This is a genomic window from Streptomyces sp. NRRL S-455 (genome assembly GCF_000717875.1).
Taxonomy (GTDB): domain Bacteria; phylum Actinomycetota; class Actinomycetes; order Streptomycetales; family Streptomycetaceae; genus Streptomyces.
The window spans coordinates 1-271 of record NZ_JOCT01000100.1 but is presented as its reverse complement, the minus strand read 5'-3'; the positions used below and the strand labels follow the sequence as shown (position 1 = coordinate 271).

The following is a 271-nucleotide window of genomic DNA, read 5'->3' as shown; positions in this document are numbered from 1 at the left end:
CTCCGGCAGCGCGGTCGTCGACTGGGACAACTCCACCGGGTTCGGCACCGAGAAGAACCCGCCCATGGTGGCGATCTACACCAGCGCCTACAAGGACGGCGGCAAGCAGGCCCAGTCGCTCGCCTACAGCACCGACCGAGGCCGCACCTGGACCAAGTACCAGGGCAATCCCGTGATCGACATCGGCTCCAAGGACTTCCGCGATCCCAAGGTCCAGTGGCATGCGCCGACCAAGAGCTGGCTGATGACGGTGTCGTTGTCCGCGGAGCAC

At 65.7% G+C, this 271-nt stretch carries 1 pseudogene; it reads left to right on the top strand.

Annotated features, from left to right (window positions below):
* Nucleotides 1-271 (top strand): annotated as a pseudogene (locus IE97_RS39080) (glycoside hydrolase family 32 protein); the annotation flags it as partial.